Source organism: Parvimonas sp. oral taxon 393 str. F0440 (assembly GCA_000223315.2).
Taxonomy (GTDB): domain Bacteria; phylum Bacillota; class Clostridia; order Tissierellales; family Peptoniphilaceae; genus Parvimonas.
This window is the reverse complement of record AFUS01000004.1, coordinates 670,169-688,875: the sequence shown is the minus strand read 5'-3', so window position 1 is coordinate 688,875 and position 18,707 is coordinate 670,169. Positions and strand designations below refer to the sequence as shown.

General features: G+C 28.0%; 17 protein-coding genes and 1 pseudogene. All 18 read right to left on the bottom strand.

Annotation, left to right across the window (positions count from 1 at the left end; genetic code table 11):
* Positions 1-21: 21 nt before the first annotated feature.
* Complete coding sequence (locus HMPREF9127_RS04345) at positions 22-453, bottom strand: very short patch repair endonuclease (protein ID WP_009448287.1); 432 nt, start codon at positions 451-453, stop codon at positions 22-24.
* The gene (locus tag HMPREF9127_RS04340) at positions 453-1,538 is read right to left on the bottom strand and encodes an HpaII family restriction endonuclease (protein WP_009447774.1); all 1,086 of its coding nucleotides are present in this window, start codon (positions 1,536-1,538) and stop codon (positions 453-455) included. The genes HMPREF9127_RS04345 and HMPREF9127_RS04340 overlap by 1 nt, the downstream gene beginning before the upstream one ends.
* Before the next feature lie 2 nt (positions 1,539-1,540).
* On the bottom strand, positions 1,541-2,599 hold the full coding sequence (locus HMPREF9127_RS04335) for a DNA cytosine methyltransferase (protein ID WP_255261687.1): 1,059 nt from the start codon (positions 2,597-2,599) through the stop codon (positions 1,541-1,543).
* Complete coding sequence (locus HMPREF9127_RS04330; RefSeq protein WP_009448049.1) at positions 2,574-2,789, bottom strand: helix-turn-helix domain-containing protein; 216 nt, start codon at positions 2,787-2,789, stop codon at positions 2,574-2,576. The genes HMPREF9127_RS04335 and HMPREF9127_RS04330 overlap by 26 nt, the downstream gene beginning before the upstream one ends.
* A 237-nt stretch (positions 2,790-3,026) precedes the next feature.
* Positions 3,027-4,558 (bottom strand): annotated as a pseudogene (gene guaA / locus HMPREF9127_RS04325) (glutamine-hydrolyzing GMP synthase).
* A gap of 120 nt (positions 4,559-4,678) precedes the next feature.
* Positions 4,679-5,719, bottom strand: a complete 1,041-nt coding sequence (locus HMPREF9127_RS04320; protein WP_009447814.1) for a BMP family ABC transporter substrate-binding protein — start codon at positions 5,717-5,719, stop codon at positions 4,679-4,681.
* A 71-nt stretch (positions 5,720-5,790) separates the two neighbouring features.
* Positions 5,791-8,397 (bottom strand): penicillin-binding transpeptidase domain-containing protein, encoded by a 2,607-nt coding sequence (locus tag HMPREF9127_RS04315; RefSeq protein ID WP_009447822.1) that lies wholly within the window; start codon positions 8,395-8,397, stop codon positions 5,791-5,793.
* Between the two features lie 206 nt (positions 8,398-8,603).
* Positions 8,604-9,146: a penicillin-binding protein gene (locus tag HMPREF9127_RS04310; protein WP_009447761.1), complete on the bottom strand. Its 543-nt coding sequence runs from the start codon at positions 9,144-9,146 to the stop codon at positions 8,604-8,606.
* Between the two features lie 11 nt (positions 9,147-9,157).
* Positions 9,158-9,655, bottom strand: a complete 498-nt coding sequence (gene mreD / locus HMPREF9127_RS04305; RefSeq protein ID WP_009448456.1) for a rod shape-determining protein MreD — start codon at positions 9,653-9,655, stop codon at positions 9,158-9,160.
* Positions 9,648-10,511, bottom strand: coding sequence for a rod shape-determining protein MreC (gene mreC / locus HMPREF9127_RS04300; RefSeq protein WP_009448064.1), 864 nt, complete (start codon positions 10,509-10,511; stop codon positions 9,648-9,650). Before mreC ends, mreD begins: the two co-directional genes overlap by 8 nt.
* Positions 10,504-11,526: a rod shape-determining protein gene (mreB, locus tag HMPREF9127_RS04295; protein ID WP_009448217.1), complete on the bottom strand. Its 1,023-nt coding sequence runs from the start codon at positions 11,524-11,526 to the stop codon at positions 10,504-10,506. Before mreB ends, mreC begins: the two co-directional genes overlap by 8 nt.
* Positions 11,527-11,539: 13 nt before the next feature.
* Entirely contained in the window at positions 11,540-12,403 is an 864-nt protein-coding gene (gene radC, locus HMPREF9127_RS04290; protein WP_009448311.1) for a RadC family protein, read from the bottom strand.
* A complete protein-coding gene (locus HMPREF9127_RS04285; RefSeq protein ID WP_009448428.1) occupies positions 12,390-12,890 on the bottom strand; it encodes a Gx transporter family protein in 501 nt (166 codons plus the stop codon). Before HMPREF9127_RS04285 ends, radC begins: the two co-directional genes overlap by 14 nt.
* Complete coding sequence (locus HMPREF9127_RS07775) at positions 12,890-13,156, bottom strand: NusG domain II-containing protein (RefSeq protein WP_255261709.1); 267 nt, start codon at positions 13,154-13,156, stop codon at positions 12,890-12,892. Before HMPREF9127_RS07775 ends, HMPREF9127_RS04285 begins: the two co-directional genes overlap by 1 nt.
* 427 nt (positions 13,157-13,583) lie before the next feature.
* Positions 13,584-14,963: a U32 family peptidase gene (locus HMPREF9127_RS04280; RefSeq protein WP_009447736.1), complete on the bottom strand. Its 1,380-nt coding sequence runs from the start codon at positions 14,961-14,963 to the stop codon at positions 13,584-13,586.
* The gene (locus HMPREF9127_RS04275; RefSeq protein ID WP_009447859.1) at positions 14,960-15,943 is read right to left on the bottom strand and encodes a peptidase U32 family protein; all 984 of its coding nucleotides are present in this window, start codon (positions 15,941-15,943) and stop codon (positions 14,960-14,962) included. The genes HMPREF9127_RS04280 and HMPREF9127_RS04275 overlap by 4 nt, the downstream gene beginning before the upstream one ends.
* 1,058 nt (positions 15,944-17,001) lie before the next feature.
* A complete protein-coding gene (locus HMPREF9127_RS04260) occupies positions 17,002-18,009 on the bottom strand; it encodes an ATP-binding cassette domain-containing protein (RefSeq protein WP_009448158.1) in 1,008 nt (335 codons plus the stop codon).
* Positions 18,002-18,703, bottom strand: a complete 702-nt coding sequence (locus HMPREF9127_RS04255) for a GTP-binding protein (protein ID WP_009448096.1) — start codon at positions 18,701-18,703, stop codon at positions 18,002-18,004. Before HMPREF9127_RS04255 ends, HMPREF9127_RS04260 begins: the two co-directional genes overlap by 8 nt.
* Positions 18,704-18,707: the final 4 nt, after the last annotated feature.

Below are 18,707 nucleotides of genomic sequence, written 5' to 3'. Positions count from 1 at the left end.
ATTGATACTTCGTCATTTTTATTATAACTTGATAATCTCATGTACAAGATTATCTACTTTCTTCGTAGCAATTACTTCATCTTTCATCATCTGTTTAATTTCACATCCCCAAACTACTATTACTTTAATTCCGATACTTTCAAGCTGAGCATAATTTTTCTTGTCCCTTTTAACATTTCCTTCGAGTTTATTTTTCCAAAAATCATAATTACTCTTAGGGATAGATGAATATTTGCAGTTTTTGTGCATATGCCAGAAACATCCGTTTACAAAAACAGCCGTCTTATATTTAGGCAAATAGATATCGGGGCTTCCCGGTAAATTCTTATAATTCACCCTATATCTGAACCCCTTATGCCATAAAAGTTTTCTCAAAAAAATTTCAGGCTTTGTGTTTTTGCTTTTAACTCTTGCCATGTTTTCACTTCTGGTCATAGGCTTATTTTTCTTCATTATCTGAATCTCACCTGCAAATTAAGTTTTATAAATTCTTCTCCGTTTTCACTGTATACTTCCCCGAAATCATGCCTTGATGTGGATGCCGTTTCATATTTTGTATTCTTCAACAAATATTCTTCAAAGTAGTTTCTGTTATATATATGATATGCAAGAACATTGCCTTCCTTTGTAACTACAATGTATCCTCCTGTAGCCTCATCTAAACCGTCCCAAACCGTAGCAGGCTTCATGCCCAATGCTACAGCTGTCAGGAATTTCTTGAACTTATACTTATAAGCATTTACATTACCGTAGTTCATAGGATTTTCCCGTTCAAGTTTTTCAACCATCTCATCGCAGTTAGTGATTCCGTCTTTATAAAAATATAAAAGAGTTTCGGCGATAATTTTATCCATATTACTGTCAATCAATACCAAATTGTCCTTAAAAATTTGATTGTTCATTTTCCAATATTTAAGAATTCCATTTTCTTCAATTATTTTATTTATACGTCCTCTAACATCTGTATGACTTTTGCCGCCAGCTACTTTATATATTTCATTCGCTTCTCTAACCAAATCAGGATAGCTATGACTTATTTTATAAATAAAGTTTGTAGTTTTTCCTGCATTCAACAAAGTGGGAGATGAGCCTAATTCCGATTTTATTGAAAATCCCACGGTCGGACTATACCCGGTGTTTATGTCAATTATTTTTACTGTGATATCACTTTTATCCGTTGCAGGTGCAGAAAGCTTATAACACAAAATTTTATCCATAAAATTCTGTGTGCTTTCTACTGAAAATGCACCTTTTGAAGCTTTACTGTTAATTTCGTTCAATAGATATTCAGATTCTATTTCAAATTCTGTTGCAAGCAACTCTTTAACTTTTGATCCGTTAATATATATTGATATTATTTCTCCGGCGGCATATTCTTTAATTTCACCTTTGTTTTCTTCTCTAATTATTTTAATAATAGGGAAATATACATCCTCCAATTTATTCAATTCACTGTCGGCTGCATATATCTTTCCGTCAGCCAAAAGTCTTAACAAAACATATATTTCCGACCATTCTCCTTTATTTCCTGTAAGCATAATTACCTCCATGCAACAGCGACCTGTTCAAATATTTCTTCTCTTTTTATTGTTTCCGTCTTTCCCTTTTCAAGTTGTACCTTTATCTGTTCGGCAATTGCACGTATAACCGGTACGGTTACCGAATTACCGAATTGTTTATACAAATGTGTATCGGCAACTACCAACTTAAAATCATTTGGGAATCCCTGAAGTCTTGCCCATTCTCTCGGAGTCATCTTTCGAATATACTCTCTATTAACCTCGCCTTTTATATGAGTAACAGGTGTAAAATCAGTTAAACGTTTATCAATTATAAGATTTCTTTCTCTTCCCATACCTCCACAGACAATAGCACCTGCCACGGAATCAAGTTCTCTAATTTCATATCCGAATCCGTTTCCCTTTGAAACATGTCTCTCTTTGTGCCTTTTTAACGAAGTTAAATAAGCGGTAGATAAATAATATTTTGAAGACACTTCCTTTTCTTCAACAATATCTTTTATAACTTTTGTATCATCGGTTTTTTGAGGGAATACAAAATCCGAAGGTGCTATATCATTCCTGAATGCTACAATATATATCCTTTCTCTGTTTTGTGGAACTCCGAAATCCTTACTGTTTAAAACTTGATAAAACACCGCATATCCCAATTCTTCCAAAGTATTTCTAATCACCTGAAATGTACGCCCTCTATCATGGTTGACAAGGTTTTTGACATTCTCACAAAATACAATTTTCGGTTTATGTTCCTTTATAATCCTTGCAACATCAAAAAACAATGTCCCTCTCGCATCCTCAAACCCTCTTTTATGTCCTGCAAGAGAAAACGCCTGACAAGGAAAGCCGGCAAGTAATATATCGTGATCTGGAATATCTTTTTCATCAACTTTTGTAATATCTCCAACTACATCGATACTGTCATTAAAATTTGCTTTATAAGTTTCTACCGCTTTTTCATCCCATTCGCTTATAAAAACGGTCTTGATATTTTTTCCGAATGCCTGGTCAAATCCAAGCCTGATTCCTCCAATCCCTGCAAATAAATCAATCGATTTATACATCTTTTCTTCCTCTTTCATATTCAATAATGTCTTCTATATTGCAATCCAACTTCTCACATATTCTACCTAAAATTTCAAGTCTTACAGGCTCATTACGTCCCATTCTTGAAATTGTAGACGGTCCTGTTTCTATCAATTTTTGTAAATCTCCTTTATTCATATCCCTATCAATTAACAACTTCCATAGTTTATTATATGAAAATTTCATAACACTCCTCTTTCCTATTTGTTCGCATAGAAATTCTACACAATATTATAGCATATTTTCTTTTAAAATAAAATCCAGTTTTATCTTTAAAGCTTCCCTCATATTCTGATACAATTAATATGAGACCAGGGTACAAAAACCCCCAAATTCTTTGTCCAAATTTAGGGGTTCAAATCAAAATTAAAATTCAACTTTTGATTCAATTAGTTACTTTTCATGTTGTTTAGTTAATTATAATTATTCCCACTCGATTGTTGCTGGTGGTTTGCTTGTTATGTCATAGACAATTCTGTTAATATTTTCTACTTCGTTTACTATTCTTACGGAAACTCTGTCCAATACTTCGTAAGGAATTCTTGCCCAGTCGGCTGTCATAAAGTCTGTTGTTGTAACTCCTCTTAATGCTAGAGTGTAATCATATGTTCTAAAGTCCCCCATTACTCCAACTGTTTTGTTGTTTGTAATAACTGCAAAATATTGACTTATATTTTTATCTTCTCCTGCTTTTGCTATTTCTTCTCTAAATATTGCATCGGCATTTCTTAAGATTTCCAATTTTTCTTCTGTTACTTCTCCCATTACTCTTATTCCTAAGCCAGGTCCCGGGAATGGTTGTCTGAAAACTAAGTATTCAGGCATTTTAAGTTCTAAACCTAATCTTCTAACTTCATCTTTGAATAAATCTCTTAAAGGTTCTATCAAATCTTTAAAATCTACAACATCCGGAAGTCCACCTACATTGTGATGTGATTTTATAACTTTTGCATCTCCAAGTCCTGATTCAATAACATCCGGATATATTGTTCCTTGTGCTAGGTAATCTACTTGACCTATCTTTTTAGCTTCATCTTCGAAAACTCTAATAAATTCTTCTCCGATTATTTTTCTTTTTTGCTCAGGATCTGTTATTCCTTTTAACTTTTCTAAAAATCTGTCTTTTGCATTTACTCTTACAAAATTTAATTCATCATTTTTAAAAGCTTCTTCTACCTCATCACCTTCATTTTTTCTCATAAGTCCAGTATCCACAAAAACACAAGTCAATTGGCTTCCTATGGCTTTTGAAAGTAATGATGCACAAACAGAAGAGTCAACTCCACCTGAAAGAGCTAATAAAACTTTTTTATCTCCAACAGTTTGTTTTATTTTTTGTATTTGTTCATTCATAAAGTTTTGCATTGTCCAATCACCACTTGCATTACAAATATCATAAAGGAATGATTTTATTAATTCTTTTCCTTCTTCTGAGTGATTAACTTCGGGGTGATATTGAACGGCATAAATTTTCTTTTCTTCATTTTCTATTCCGGCATAAGGACATGTATCAGTATGTTGAATACAATCAAATCCTTCTGGAAGTTTTACAACTTGGTCTTGATGACTCATCCAAACTGTTGTTTCAGATTTCATATTTGAAATAAGTTTTGAATTTTTATCTTTGATACATAAAGTTTTTCCAAATTCTTTTTTATCAGCTTTTTCTACTACACCTCCAAATATTTGAGATATTAATTGCATACCATAGCATAATCCTAAGATTGGTATGTTAAATTCAAAAATTTCTTTTTCAATTTTTGGTGCATTTTCGTCATAAACACTATTTGGTCCACCAGTAAATATTATACCAATTGGTTTTTTATTTTTATTTCATTAACTGCTTTATTGTAAGGAATAACTTCACAATATACATTAAGATCTCTTACTCTTCTGGCAATTAATTGATTATATTGTCCTCCAAAATCAACAACAAGAATTAATTCATTTTTCATTTGATAATCTCCTTAATTTTATTTAATAATAATATTATATAATATTAGTAACAAAAGGTAAATATCAATAAAGTTATTTTAAATGAAAAAGGAAGCTTTCGCTTCCTTTTAATTAATAATTTATTTTACTTCTGTTGGTACTGTAATTTTACCTTCAGCAATACTCTTCTTTAATTCTTCAATTTTTTGTTTTAATTCATTTGGAATTTTAATCTTTAATTGATCTTCTTTTCCATATGCAACATCAACACCATTTGTTTTAAGTGAAAATTCAATAGTTTCTCCACCTCTGAATTTTCCTTCATATAAATCTTTACCAACGCTCTTAATAGCTTCATTTACTTTTTTGATTGTAGAAGCTACAACATATTCCGGTGCTAAGTAAGATTGATCTCTATCTACACCGAATACAAATTTTTTATTTTCTTTTGCTGATTCGATAACACCATTACCTGTACCACCTGATGCGTGGAAAATCATATCAACCCCTGAAGAGTACATACTATTTGCAATAGCTTTACCTTTAGTTGCATCTCCAAAACTTTCAGCATATTGAGCAACAACTTCTACTTTTTTATTGTTGTCTTTTGCTGCTTGTTCAACACCGGCTCTAAAACCTGCTTCAAATTTTTTGATTAATGGAGATGTAATACCACCAATAAAACCAACTTTGTTTGAAGTAGTTAATGCTCCAGCTAAATATCCAACTAAAAATGAGTTTTCATTATCTGCAAAAATTGTTCCAATTAAGTTCTTTGGAGTATTTTCAAAAGCAGAGTCAATAATTACATACTTTTGATCCGGATTAGCTTTTGCTGCCGCTTCAATATCTTTTTTTAATGCAAAACCTATACCTGCAATTAAATCATGTTTAGCATCAAGTAAAGTTTCTAAATTTGTTTTGTAATCAGAAGCTTGTTTACTTTCAACATAAATAGGTTTTTCAATTATACCTTCTTTTTGTAATTCTTTTAATCCTTCATAAGCAGATTGGTTAAATGATTGGTCATTAACACCACCAGTGTCAGTTACCATTGCATATTTGATTGGTTTTTTAGTATTTCCCTTATTTTCTTCTGTTTTTTCACTAGGTTTAGAAGAACAACCTGTTAAAATCATAGCACCAACTAAAAGTGCTGCGAAAGCCTTTTTAAATTTCATATAAAACCTCCTAAATTATTTAGTCTAGTACATTATATATCATAATAACTAAAATTTCAATAGTTTTTATGCTAATCTCCTATTAAATTATCATTATTTTCTGAATTATTGTCATTTTGTTTATCTGATTGAATATTTTGACCTGATTCAGCTTTATTATCAATATATTGTCCAACAATATCTCTTACTATAGGTCCACAAAAAGCACCAGCTCCACCTTGAAATATTACTGTCGCTATAGCAATTTCAGGATTATTATAAGGTGCAAATGAAACATTCCAAGCATAGTTATCATACGCTTGACCAGTAACCGGATTAGTTCCACTTTTTTGTGCAGTACCTGTTTTTATACCGATTTCTATTGGTAAATTTTTAAAGATTTTAGCATTTTCTGAAGTTTTAGAAGCCATATTCATTCCTTCTAAAATATATTTCAAATTTTTAGGATTAAAAGTTGATTTTTCAGTTTCAGGATTGTTTTGAAATGAAACAGTTTTATTATCATAACTTACAATCTTTTCAATTACTGAAGTTTTTACTTTTTGACCACCATTAGAAATCATCGCCATATATCTTGCCATTTGAATTGGAGTATAGGCATTTTGACCTTGTCCAATTACAGTATTTAATGAATCCGCATTAGACCAAGAAGCTTGATTTAAATAGTCGAATTTTATCATATCAGCTAAAGAAACTTTTGAATTACCAATTGGTTCTTCAGCATTTAATTCCATTTGTTTTAATCTTTTAATTACTTCTGTTCTTGATGGAACTGATTCTTCTTCAGTCCAATTTACTATAGTATCAATTATTTTATTAAAGTCATAATCTTCCTTGTTTTTATCATCTAAAATATACTTTTCGATTTCTTTTTCCAATTTATTTTTTAACATAATTTTCGTTAAAGATTTTTTTGTATTAGAATCTGGTACAACCCCTTTGCTTTCTCTAGGTACATTAATTTCTATACCTGTTCTTTCTCCAAGACCTAATTCCTTTACAGTTTTGGATAAATCTTCAATAGTTATTTTTGTTCCAGTTTTCTTATTTGATTTAGGATTTTCTCCTAAAGCCAAAGCATAGAAATAATAGTTACAACTATCTCTTAATGCCGTTCTCAGATTTTCATTACCATGTGTTCTTTGATACTGATTCCATATCCAACATCCAAATTTAGTATCTCCAACATCCATAATCCCTTGACAATTAATATTTTCATTAGGATTTAATCCTTTTTCAAGGGCTGTTAATGCACTTGCGAGCTTGAATGTAGAACCAGGTTGAGAAACACTTTGTGTTGCGATATTATACAGCGGTCTAGGAGCAAGAAAATCTCTTGGATCTTCAGGAAATAAACTTATCCAATCGCTGTTTGAAATACCTGTTACAAAAAGATTTGGATCATAAGACGGATAACTTGCAAGTGCTAAAACTTTTCCAGTTTTAACATCAAGAACTACTACCGCCCCACTTGTTGCATTTCTATGTCTTTCATGCGGTGTATAGCTTCCCCATTTACTCTTGTACTCACTTCCATTTCTTATAGATTCCAAAGTATTCTTTAAAGACTCTTCAGCAACTTTTTGTAAATTCGAATCGATAGACAAATAGACATTTTTTCCCGGAACTGCCTGAGTTTCCGAAATTGTTTCAGTCCTATTTCCTCTATTATCCACCATTACTTTTTTAAAGCCATCTTTTCCTTTTAGTGAAACTTCTTGACTTTCTTCAACTCCAGTTTTTCCAATAAAACTATCTGATGAGTATCCTTTATCTTTTGTATATTTATCAATTTCATCCTGTTGTGAAATTTTCCCTATATATCCTAAGATATGTGATGCTAATTCACCATTAGGATAGTATCTTATGGGCTCCATAGAAACAGTAAATCCATTATTATTTTCAAATTTTTCTTTTATATGAGATATACAAGGTTCAGATATTCCATAAGTTAGAGTAATAGGAATATATGCCTTATCACCTTGCAACTCAACTTTTCTATTTAAAACTAAATAACTATATGCAATATAATCATCTAAATTATCAATAGAATATGTCTTTTTTAATGTTGAAAATAAGCTCTCAGCTGTATAATCTTCTTTTATTTTATATCTATTTTTTATTTCTGTCCTATTGATATTATAAACATAGTCAAATGATTTACTCGTTATAGAAATTCTTAAAATAATATTATTTTCAGTATTTACTTCTTGAGCAACAAACTTAATATCATCAGATAGAACAAAATCATAAAGTAGATTATTTTCTTCTGCAATAGAAATTAAATGAGTTAAAGGTTCAATATCTTTTTTCTCATTATCTTTATAATTAAATTGTACTGTTTCTTTGTCTTTTTCATCTTTAACTAAAGTATATTCAACATTTGCATCTATATTCTTTTCTTCTAATTTTTTTAATAAAACCTCTGCCGGAATTACTTTATTTCCATTTTTATCAACTTTAACATAACTCAATAATTTATCCATAGTAAATTTTCTTACCATATTATAAAAATCATCTTTTGCATCAGTTTCCAAAGTTACTTTTGAATTCTGTTTATTTAATTCCGACTTTATTAACAACAAATTATATCTATTTAAATCTACTAATGGTCTTAATTCAATATTTTTCAAAAGGTTTCTACTTTTCAATTCCTCATAAACCAATTTTCTAGCCAAAGGTTGATCTAATATTTTTCTTATTATTGACTTATCGTCTTTTACTAAATTTGCGACATGTGAATAAATCCCTTTAGAAAGATCTTTATCCTTTGCGTATTCATTATATTTATCTCCTTTAGTAAAGGTGATGTCTCCACTATCTACATCAAAGAAATCACTTGGAACATATATTCCTTTAAGTTGTAAATCTCTTATAACTTTTTTTATGATATAGTAGGAAAATTAGAAGAAGAATTTTTTTCAATTCTTAGTTTTAAAATATCTTCGACTAATTTGTTTTCCAAAATTATATCCAAAACTTTTTCTTTAGGAGATTTTAATTCTGTGAAATAATCAACATCTGAAGAATATACAAAGTAATTAATTCCTAAAAAATAATCATCAGTATCCCAACTCGCTCCATCTTTATTAAGTATTTTAGTTAATTCTTCAATTTTTTCAATCTTTTCATCTTTACTCAATCTATTAAACTCATCTTTTAAAATTTGAACAGCCGGACTTGTTTTTACTCCCGCTAATAATTTACCGTTTCTATCATAAATATTACCTCTCGGAGCAGTTATTTTTACATCTTTAAGTCTATTATTATCTGCTTTATTTCTATAATCATCTCCATTTATTATTGTTAAATGGAATAATTTTAGAACAAGTGCACCCATCAAAAAAAATAAAATAGAATAAACTATCTTATATCTCAATTGTCTATCATTAATTTTCTCTAATTTATTCTTATCAAAAATTTTCATATAATTACCTACTAAAATCTAAATTTTCTCTTTTTAAATACTTTTTTCAAAGCATAATTACATACCAAATATAATAAAACATTTAAAATCAACTCTATAACTATTGGACCTTTTAAATATTTTATAAGAACATTTACAGAAGAATTTTCCAAAAACATATAAATTATTGTATTCATAATCCAATAAAATAATGTTGCTACAATAGTAATTATAGAACCTGAACGTATATCTCCTTTATTTATAGAATCTTCACTATACCCGACTATGAAGCCTATCATATAATATATCAACGCTCTTATTCCAATTACTCTAGAAAATAGAATATCTTCAAAAAATCCAAGTACAATTCCACAATATCCAGAAACATAAGATCCAAAATTCATAGCTATCGCTACAACAAGTGCTATACTCATATTAGCTTTAGAGTTAAATATACTAAAATTTGGCAATATAGCTGTTTGTATCATTATACTTGCAAAAAACATCAATACAACTTTTAATCTATTCATTAGCTCCACCATTTCCTTTTAAGACAAATACTCTGAATAAAGTTGTAAAATCAACAGGAGATTTAACACTAACCTTTTTTTCCAAATTATTATCTGAAGATTTTACTTCTGTAACTTCTCCAATATATAAATTTCCGGGAAAAACTCCGCCTCTACCGGAAGTAACCAACTTATCTCCGACTACAACATCTGCATCCGATTTGTACATAAAACCTGATAAAAAATTGTTTTCTTGACCATTTATAGCTCCATATGATTGGGTTCTCACGACATTAAAAGAAACATTACTCGTTGAATCCAGTAAACTTGAAACTTTACTCCAATTATAACCAACCTCTACAACTTTTCCTACAACAGCAGTTATATAAGTATTTTCTTTATCACCAACAGTTCCCTGTACTATAATATCTCCAACTTTTACACCATCTTTACTTCCTTTATTAATATTAAATCTTATTAACAAATTATTATTATCTAAAGCAATAACATTAGCACTCAACAAATTTTCTTTGTTTTTTAAATACAAATTATATTCATTTTTCAAAAAATCTTCTTTTGCTATTATATTTTCCATACTTACATTCTTTTCTTTTAGTTCTGCATTTTCAATTTTTAATTTTTCATTCTCTTCTCTAATAGTTCTTGATCCAAAAATGTTTTTAAAAACTTCTTTTGAACTTGCAATAGAAGAATATACAATCCTTGAAATTGAACTTGTAACAGTCCCTATCGCATTTTCTCCTATATTCATAATAGAAGAATTGTTACTGAAAAAAATTATAGAACTTAAAATTATTACTGTTGTAAAAAAAGAGATTTTCTTTTTACGGGATTTAATATTTCTAAATCTATTCATTATTCTTTCTCCTATTACTTTTACCTTTCATATTATTAGTTAAAATACTTGCTCCTTCACAGGTACAAGTCAGTGGACTTTCGGACACATTAATCCCTATTCTTAACTCATTTTGTAAATATTCAACACAACCATTTATTTTTGAGCAACCTCCAGTTAAAAATATTCCATTTCTTAAAACATTTCCTGCCATTGAAGGTGGTGTTTTCTCCAAAATAACTTTTATTGCATCAGATACAGCATTAAAAAGTGGAAATAATGAAGATGTTATATCTTTACCATATATCATAGCATTTCTTGGCATTCCACTGTTTATATCTCTGCCAAAAATTGATAGATTATTACTGATATTACTACTAATAAATGAAGATAAATTTATTTTTATAAATTCGGCAGTTTCTTTATCAATCATTAACTCATATTTATTTTTAACAATATTTACGATATCATAATCAATAGAATCTCCCCCAATATCTACAAATTTAGATGCAACGACCCCACCTAAACTAACCAATGAAACATCTACAGTTCCTCCACCTATATTTACAACAATATTTCCTGAAGGATCTAAAGCAGGAAGTCCCATTCCTATTGCAGATGCAACTGCACTGGGAATAAATTCAACACTTCTAGCTCCAGAATATATTACACAATCTTCAATAGCCCTTCTATCAACTTCAGAAATTCCACTTGATATTGCAATATGCACCTTTGGATGAAAAATTGAAAAACTTGACTTTGCTTTTTTTAATAAATTTGTAAGCATTACTTGAGCAATCTCAAAGTTTATTATTTTTCCTCCCTTAATAGGTGCTAATGTTATTATATTATCAGGAGTTTTTCCCTCCATACTTTTTGCCTTTTCCCCAACTGCAACTATTTCATAATTATTCAAATCGACAGCAACAACAGAAGGTTCAATAACTTTACCGTCTTTTCTTTTTGAGTATATCAGAGTGTTAGATGTACCTAAATCTAAAGTTAAATCTTCCCCTAAAATCCACGAAAAACCCATTTTTCTACCTCTCTTATCTCATTAATCCCTTTTCTTTTAAACTTATATATTTATTATATCCGATTATAATATGATCCAACAATCTTATTCCTACCAAATCTCCGACCTCTTCCAATCTTTTTGTTATATCTATATCTTGAGAACTTGGAGTTGGATCTCCACTTGGATGATTATGCAAACAAATAATACTGTTTGCACTGTATTTCAAAGCATATTTAAAAACTTCTCTAGGATGAACTATTGATGAATTTAAATCACCTTTTGATATTTCGTCCCAAGAAATTATTTTATTCTTAGTATCTAGCAAAAGAACATAAAAATGTTCTTTCATTTCATCCCTTAATATATTCATAAAAATATCTGCAACACTTTTTGGAGAACAAAATGAAAAATTATCAACACATTCTCTCATATTCAGTCTTTTAGAAAGCTCCAATGCAGAAATTATAGAACATGCCTTAGACAATCCTATTCCGTCTATTTTCATCAAATCATTAATTGTAATTTCACTTATCCTATGAAATTTATTCATATATTGCCATAATTTCTTTGAAAGAGTTAAAACATCCTCTTTTTTTGATCCGCTACGAATTAAAATTGCTATAAGCTCGTATTCACTTAATTTTTCAGATCCGAATTTATAAAGTTTTTCTCTTGGTTTATCAGTTTCTTGTAATTCTTTTATAGAAATAGTAAAAGTATCTATATCTTTATATTCTATATTTTTTACACTATTAACTTCATTTACAGTTTTATCTACAAAAGACAACCCTTCTTCTTTGATTTCTTTTTCAAATATTTTTTTATCTTTTAGTTTCTCATCATTCAAAAATATTTTTAAATCTTTTAAAAAATCTTCATAATTATAGCTTGACATAATTACCTCTTAAAATTTTATACATATAATTAGAAATAATCCCAACTAAAATTCCGGTAAAAATTCCTATTATACCTAGGAAAGGAATAAAATTAACCAAAGTATTTGTATTTAAAAGTATCATAGAAACTAATATTTGAACCATAACATGAGAAACAGACCCTAAAACACTTATTCCTATTAAACTTAAAAATCTACTACAAAACTTATTTGATATATACATAGTAACAATGCTTGTAAATCCCGCTGAAAAATTGTATATAAAACTTACCGGATTACCTAATATTATTACCAATAAAACCGCCTTTAAAAACGAAATAAAAAATGTTTCTTTAAAACCGAAAAGTATAATTGAGTTTATAATTATTACATTTGATAAGCCCAATCTTACATTTGGAATGGGTATTGGAATATAATACTCAAGCAAAGATACAACTAAAGCAATTGAAACAAACAAAGAAATTAAAATAACTTTTTTTACATTCATTAATTTACCACATCCAAATCATTATTTTGTCTTGATTTAATTTGTATAACCAATCTATTAGGCATACAAATAATTGCCTGTCCAACTTTACTAATTTTACCAAACTTAACATCCAGTTTATCAGGACAATTTGCCTCAATAACTCTAACCCCGTCATTGTCAACTTCTAAAACATTAATTCCAAAAGATGTTCTTATAGGGTAAACTTTCTTTTCGTTGCCAAATGTTATCTGTTTAATTTCCTCTCCGTTTACTTGAACACTTATATATTTATCTTCAGTTGTTATAAAACTTTTATTTATATATACAAATGAAAAGAAAAAATAATAATCAAACTAAAAATAACAATAATATCTCCTTTTTTCATATACACTTCCCTATTTTTATTATAAAATCACAAAATTCTTTAATTACATACTTTATAAAACATATCTTAAAAAGGTATACTTTTCACCTTGACATTAATTTTATCAAAAATTTATCCATTTTTCAATGTTTTAAAAATTTTTTCATAAAACATAGTCCATTTTTATTAAAATATTACTTTTTACTTAATACCGGTTTTCCATATTATAAGTAACTAATTGTTTTGTTATCATTCAATAAAAAAAGTAGTATTTAAAATTTTAAAAATACTACCTTTGTATTAGTTAACTGAATTTATATAATGGCCTTTAAAAGCATTTGTATCTTTTATTTTTTTGAATATTTTATACATTCAATACATTCTTTTAAAATTTTATAGAGCATATCAGAATCTTCATAAGTAAAATCAAGTCTTACTCTGTCAACTCCCAATTCAAATATTTCTTTTATATTTTCTCTTAAATCCAGCGCAATATGATTTCTTATTTCAGTTCTGCAAAACATATCTTGAAATAGTCTAAATTTTCTATTCTCCATATCTTTTAAAACATAATCACTTCTTGCACATTCAGCACAACGTCTATCTTTATGACAATCTTTTGTCAAAACTCCCATTGCACAATATTCTGTAAGCATTGATCTTGTATGTCCATAAATAATCATATCGACATTTGAATTTCTTTCTTTTGACTTATCCAACAAGTTTTTTATTTCAAATTTATTTATTTCTTGTGAAATTGTTATATCTTCAGCATCAAAATATTTTTCAAAAAATTTCAATGAATATGAATTATAGATATTAAAATATGTGTCTATATTAAATTTTTTAGTACCAAATTTTGATTTAAAAAAGTTTTTTGAACCCCAAGTTGATATTTGAACTTTATTAAAAATTTCATCATTTATTTTGGATAAATATTTTTCTAATAGAGAATACTCTTCGTTTCTTATAACACCTGGAGCACTGTAAATTATATTTATCCCCATAGTTTTAAATTTATTATAATATTTTTCAAGCAAAGTAAAATCTTCAGTGTAAATTTCTTTTATAAATTCTGATATATTTGGATTTTCAATAATTTTTTCCAGTTGAGTATTTTTACGTACTTTTAATGTAATCTTTTTATTAAATACCTTTTTACCATTTTGATAACTAAAATTTTGAGAAGGACATATAATTCTTTTTGTTGAAAAATTCAGTTTATATTCCTCATATTTTTCAACTGCTTTTCTTCTCATATTATTTAATACTGAAACCGGAATAAAGGCATCTTTATCGATACAAATATTCTTAAAAACAAAAATATAAGGTGTTCCTCCAGTTTTAGATAATTTTTCAATAATCTTATCTATTTCAACTTCTTTATTCTTTGATTTTTCTATTTTTTCATCTGAATAAACTTCGATATTTTCTAAAACAAACCTTGCTTTTTCACCAACTTTTATAAAAATTTCACATTTTAAATTTATTTTTTTATTTTCAATTCCTTCTCTAAATGATTTATTAGCACTATCTACTAGTAATTTATCGGAAGTTTTGTAAACTGGAGTTTTTGGCTTTATATCTTTTAAGAAATCAATTTCTATTATTTCTCCAGCTACTCCAAAGTCAAAACTTTCTCCATTTTTAATTATTCTACCAATATTTCCTCCACCTAAATTAATGCCGTCTCCCTTTGAAAGTTTACCGGATAATATTATTTTCAATTTCTTTTTTTGGTATTGAAATTTAAAACTTCTCCTACTTTAACTCCAACATTATTAGGCTTATCTAAATTAATAATATCAGAACCGTTTTTACTCATAAGGTATCCTGATGTGAATTTTCTATTAAAAATAGCTTCTAAATCTTCTTTTAAAGCCTTTTTATCATCTGTAATTTTATTATTTATGTAATTGTCTATAGTTTTTCTGTATCTTGATGTAACAACTGCTACATATTCTGGTCTTTTCATTCTTCCTTCAATTTTTAAAGATTTAACACCCGTATCTAATATTTTTTCGATATTTTCTATACTACATAAATCTTTTGGACTCAATAAGTAACTTCCATTTACATCAATTGCCTTTCCTGTTGTTTTGTTAATCAATTTATAACTTTGTCTACAAGGTTGAGCACAACGACCTCTGTTTCCTGAACGATCTCCAATCATTGAGCTCATAAGACATTGTCCTGAGTAACTTACACAGATAGCTCCGTGAATAAATACCTCAATATCTATATCAACATTATCACAGATTTCCTTAATCTCTTCTATACTAAGTTCTCTTGCAAGAACTACTCTATCAAATCCAACTTTTTTTAATTCTAAAACGTCATTTAATGAATGTGCAGATATTTGAGTTGATGCATGAAGTTCCATATTTGGATATCTTTTTCTTAAAACTTCTGCAACTCCAATATCGGATAAAATTATTGCATCCACACCAATTTTATATAAAAAATCTGTATAAGAAATCAATTCTTCAACTTCAGTTTCTTTAATAGATGTATTAACAGTAACAAATATATATACATTCCTAAGTTTTGCATATTTTACAGCTTCTATAAGCTCATCATTGTCAAAATTTGTTGCAGAAGCTCTTGCTCCAAAACTGCTACCACCTAGATAAATAGCATCTGCTCCATTTTGAATTCCGGCTTTCAAGGATTCCATAGAACCCGCCGGAGATAAAAGTTCAAACATAAAATCCCTCACAATAAAAAATATATCTTCATAAAATGTGTAAAGATATGATTATTATACCACATTTTTTGCAATATAAAAGGAGAAATTAAAATTCCTCCTTTTAAAATATTCAATCATAATTAAATTTTATAAGAAATGTATTAATAAAAATCAAAATAAAATGAATTATTATTATAATTATAAACAAGAATATTGATTTAGAGCCTAATAATTCGACTTTCCCGAATACAACTGGATACAATATTACTAATAATTGAAATATTAAATAGCATAAATTTATAATTAAAAATTTATAATTTATCTTATACAAAATTGAAAATGTCATATATAATAAGAGTATGACAATGAATGTCCCTCCATTAAGTTCATCAATTATCGGCAAAACCATTAGAAATAAATATTTATCAACACTGTATATATACTCATTATTTAAATCGACATAATCCAGCATAAACATCAGAACAATAAATATAACAAAATTTACAATCCATAAATATTTTATAAAAAATTTTTAGCAATATTCATAACCAACACCTCAATATAAAATCTGTTATTTATTAAAACTTAATTTTTAAGATGTTTAAATTGGTATAAATTAATAAGATGTAGCAAAATTATTATCAATATATTTGTAAAAAAATACATCATTGAAATATTATCTTCAAAACCGGCACGTCCTATAGTTATTGGATATATATTGAGAATAAAATATATACTCAAAAATATTTGATTTATAATTAAATATATTTTGTTTGAACAGAAAATTAAATTTAAAATCGAATAAAGTAATATGCTGTAAAAAATATATGAGTCAAACCATATTCAGGTGGTGACAATATCTTATTCACTCTAAAAATATTAATTAATATATATCTATAATAATTAAATGTAAACTCTTGATTTAACATTATATTTTCTAAAAGAAAAAATGATATTATAAACAAAAATATGCTTAAAACAGAAATTGTTCTCGATTTCATAATAATTTCCTCCTATTTCACTGTACAATGTATACTTTATAAAAGTATTATAATACAGCAAATTAAAAAAGTCAATCATTTAGAATTTATTTTAAAATTGGAAAGTGAGTTGCCATATCTTAATTCTTTTCTTAAATCTTGAATAACATTATCCATTTTTTCAAGTTCTAAAAGTAATTCCTTTTCTTTTTCAGTTGTTTTATGTATCGCAACTATAGCTCCATTATTTATTACAATTCTCTTATCAGCAATCAAAGCTAATATCGGGTCATGTGTTGCCATTAAAACAATTTTATTTTCACTTACTAGTAAATCTAAAGCTTTTTTCCTATCAATTCCTGCATTTTCAATCTCATCAATCAAAACAATCGGAGATGAACTTAAAATTGCTGTATCTGCAATCATTAATGCCCTTGACTGCCCACCACTTAATGAAGTAATAGGAGTATTTAAGTCAAATTTTTCTCCTGCTAATTTATTCGCCTCTACAATGATTTTATTAATAACTTCTTCTTCATTTTCAACCATTCTACTTTTAGCGTGAAGTTCTATAAATTCATAAGCGGATAAATCCATAACAAAATTCATATTTTGAGAAAGTTGAGATACTAATTTATTATTAGCACTTAATCTCCATTTCTTATCAGCGTCTTTCCCATTTATTAAAATTTTTCTATTAGTGGGAGTATCTCTATCTGCTACCCATTCAATATCTCCTAATAGTCTTGATTTTCCACTTCCTGTTGGTCCAACTATTGAAACTATTTCTGATTTATTAATTTTAAATTCATCATAGTTTTCTCTATTACCGAACTTATCTGTACCGGCAAGTAGAGTTATTGAATTTACTTCATCATCTTCTAGTCCTAAAAAACTTTTCATTTGATTTATATATATTTCTAATGAATCACAAAGCAGTTCTTCGTCTATCGCAAGTTCTTCTTTTTCTTCTTCAGAAAATGAATGTAAATACTCTGCAAATGATAAATGTTTACTATTTGAAATATCAAAGTTATTTTCTTCAAAAAAAACTTCAACAAAAGGATATTTTTCAATTAATTTTTCAATTTTTAGATTACGCATTTTTATCCTCCAATTTCATTTTTTTGATATTTCCCATTTGATATTTTGCTCCTATTTTCTTCTCTCCCAAGCAGTAAGAACACAATGCAGTCGGCATCGCAAATTTTAATTCCATACCATTAACTGTATTTATTGAATTCTTTTCATCATACAATAAAGTACTTAATTCATAAGTTCCTTGTCCTGTAAGTCCATTTATATTCATAACTATAGAACTTGGATTAACAGAAGCAACTCTTGAAGAAAAAACTTCTCTTTCAGCCTGGGAAACAATATCTCCTTTTGTTATAACAACATAATCCGCACTTTTTAACATTGGACCAATTTTTTTAGGTGTATTTATACCAGATAAATTATCAATAACACAAACAGCTTTTATATTTTTAATATATGGTGAACATCTATTGCAAAGTCCAGCTGATTCTGTTATTAAAATGTCCAATTCATTACTAATTCCCCATTGAACAACCTCTTCAATATTTGAAACAAAGAAGTGATCCGGACATAAGGCGCCCGAAAGACCTTTTCTAACTAAAATATTATTTTTTTTATAAATTAAATCGTCATCAGTATATAAACAGTCAAACTTAACTACTCCTGCTTTAATACCTCTATTTTTTAAGTTTTCAATTGTCTTTACTATTACACTGGTCTTCCCTGATGAAGGAGGACCTGAAAATACTACTAAATTCATATAA